1 protein-coding gene and 1 pseudogene are annotated in these 2948 nt (G+C 72.4%); both read left to right on the top strand.

The genetic code is table 11. The annotated features are described in order from the left end of the window. The first annotated feature begins 136 nt into the window (after nt 1-136). Complete coding sequence (locus ACFXHB_RS38655; protein ID WP_380580758.1) at nt 137-1387, top strand: cation:proton antiporter; 1251 nt, start codon at nt 137-139, stop codon at nt 1385-1387. A gap of 126 nt (nt 1388-1513) precedes the next feature. After that, nucleotides 1514-2836 (top strand): annotated as a pseudogene (locus ACFXHB_RS38650) (BTAD domain-containing putative transcriptional regulator); the annotation flags it as partial. Nucleotides 2837-2948: the final 112 nt, after the last annotated feature.

The following is a 2948-nucleotide window of genomic DNA, read 5'->3' as shown; positions in this document are numbered from 1 at the left end:
TGGTGTTCATCGTGTGGTTCCGCGTCGCCTCCCCTCTAATCTCCCCCCGCCCCCCCCCGCCCGGGGCTGTGCGCCGGCGGCCGGTGGGGGGGTGGGCCCCACGACCGCCAACTATTCGCGAGGAAGGTCAGAAAGCATGGCCAGTCATACCGTCGTCATCCTCCTACTCGACCTGGCCCTGATCGGGGTCCTGGCCCGGGGAGCGGGCGCACTCGCCCGTCGGTGCGGCCAGCCCGCAGTCATCGGCGAGGTCGTCATGGGGATCCTGCTCGGCCCCACCGTGCTGCACGGCGCCCTCACCAGGGCACTGTTCCCCGTGGAGACCCGAGGCTTCCTCATCGCGTTCGCGAACCTGGGCATCATCCTGTTCATGTTCGTCACCGGCCTGGAGTTCCGCAGGGGCAGCGACCACGCACCTCGGCGGGCCGCCATCGGAATCGGCCTCGGCTCGATCGTCCTGCCCTTCGTCCTGGGCACCTCGCTCGGCACCTGGTGGGACACCGCGACGCCGGACGCCACCCCGCTCGGAGCCCGCCTCTTCATGGGACTGGCCCTGTCGGTGACGGCCTTCCCGGTGCTGGCCCGGATCCTGGACGACCGCGCCATGACCCGCCACCCGCTGGGCCGCACGGCCCTGGCCGGCGCAGCGTTCTGCGACCTGCTGGCCTGGGTGGTGCTGGCCGTGGTCCTGGCGTTCGGCGCAGACGGCAACCAGCCGTGGCACCTGCTGTGGCTTCTCCCCTACGCTGCGGTGACGGCCGCTTGTTCCCCGCTCCTGCGCCGCCTGATGCAGCGGCGCTCCGGCCGGCTGGACCCGGTATGCGCCCTGGCCGGCCTGCTGGCATCCTGTGCCGCCACCGAGTGGATGGGCCTGCACTTCGTTCTTGGCGCCTTTGTCTTCGGCATCGTCCTGTCCGGCCTCCGGGGCCCGGACGGCGAGCGTGCGGTGCGGTCGATCCGCGAGAGCGCCGAGGGGCTCGGACTTGGCCTGCTGATGCCGGTGTACTTCGTCGTGGCCGGCTGGCAGGTCGACCTCTCCGCCCTGCATGCCACCCAGCTGCTGCAGCTCCTGGTACTGCTCGCGATCGCCGTGGCGGGGAAGGTTGTCGGCACCATGGTGGCGGCACGGCTGGCCGGTCTGCAGCCACGCGAAGCCGCGATCCTGGGCGCCTTGATGAACACCCGCGGCCTCACCGAGCTGATCGTGCTCACAGCCGGACGCCAAGCGGGCCTGCTGAACGACTCCTCCTACAGCCTCCTGGTCGCCATGGCAGTCCTGACCACGCTCTCGACCGGCCCGATCCTCAACAGGCTGCAAGGCCGGCCGACGAGGCAGCACCCGGCCGCGGACGATGTCGCCCGCGCGCCGGAGCCCCAGCAGGCCTGAGCGGGAGCCGCAGCACCACCGCGCTCCGAGGGAGCGGGCCGGGAATCCGTGGAGGTAACAACAGTGTTCAGGTTCGTACTTCTCGGTGCACCAGCCGTGCTGCGCGAGGACGCCGTGCCGACCCGGATGCCACCACCCCAGCAGACGGCCCTGCTGACCGCGCTCGCCCTCCGGGCCGGCACCCCGGTCGGCACGGAAGAGCTGGTCGACGGACTGTTCGGCGAACGCCCGCCGGCCAGCGCGGTCCCGATGATCGCCAACTACGTCCTCCGGCTGCGCAAGAGCCTGGGCTCCACGCTGATCGCCCGCTCAGGCCGAGGCTACGCGCTGGACGTCCCGCGATCGGCGGTCGACGCCCTGGAGTTCGTCGACCTCGTCTCCGCCCGGCCCACCGGCGACAACCGCGCGGACGCCGACCGGCTCGGGACCGCACTCGGGCTATGGACCGGCACCACCGCGCTCGCCGGGCTCCCCGGACCGCTGTGCCACGGCCGGCGCGAGTCGCTGGCCCGGCAACGGGAGGCTGTCCTACTAGACTGGTATACATACGAACTGGCTCTGGGGAACCACAGATCACTGTTGGCCGAGCTCTCGGCGGCCTGTCAGGCGGCCCCGTTCGCGGAGGACCTGCACGCGGCGTGGATGACCACCCTCTACCGCTGCGGCATGCAGGCCGACGCGCTGCGGGTCTACCGGCGTATGCGCCGCAGGCTCGACGACGAGCTGGGCATCGACCCGAGTACCCACCTCTCCGAGGTCCACCACGCGATCCTCAACGGGCTGGACCCGGCGCCCACCCGGTCGGCCGTCCGGCTCGCGGCCCCGCCGGTCACGGCAAGGCCTGTACCTCGCCAACTTCCTCCGGCAACACCAGACCTGGTTGGCAGAGCCAACGAGACGGCACTGCTGTCGGCGGCCCTGACCGAGCGCAGCCACGCCGTGGGTCTGGTAACCGGGCCGGGGGGTACCGGCAAGACCACGGTGGCCGCCGCGGTGGCGCGCGCGATCGCCGGAAACTTCCCCGACGGCCAGCTGTGGGCCTCGCTGAACGAGTCCTCCGGCAACCCGGTGCGCGCCCACGAGGTCCTCGCCGGGTTCCTGGACGCCCTCAACGTGCCCGCAGAACGCGTACCCAGCGGAACGGCCGAACGCGCCGCCCTTTACCGAAGCGTGCTCGCCGACCGCCGGATCCTCGTCGTCCTCGACGACATCAGCGACGCCGAGCAAATCGCCCCGCTGCTCCCCAACGCGCCCGGCAGCGCGGTGCTGCTCAGCGCGCGTAAGTATCCGATGCTCGGCGTCACCGCGGCCGTCCGCCTCGAGCCCCTGGCCGCCGCGGATTCCACCACACTGATCACCTCGGTCATCGGGCCGTCCCGGACCCTTGCCGAGCCGTGCGCCGTGCAGGCGCTCGCCGCCGCCTGCGGCCACCTCCCGAGTGCCCTGCGGACGGCGGCCACCCGGCTGGCCCGCCACCCGGCCCGGACCGTCGCCTCCCTGGTGGCCCCGCCGGAGCCGCACGCACCACGCCCGGATGGCCCCGGGTCGGCGGCGCAGCTGG

Origin of the sequence: Kitasatospora sp. NPDC059327 (assembly GCF_042752535.1) — a bacterium.
Classification (GTDB): domain Bacteria; phylum Actinomycetota; class Actinomycetes; order Streptomycetales; family Streptomycetaceae; genus Kitasatospora.
The sequence above is the reverse complement of the archived record's forward strand: the minus strand, read 5'-3'. Positions and strand labels throughout refer to the sequence as shown.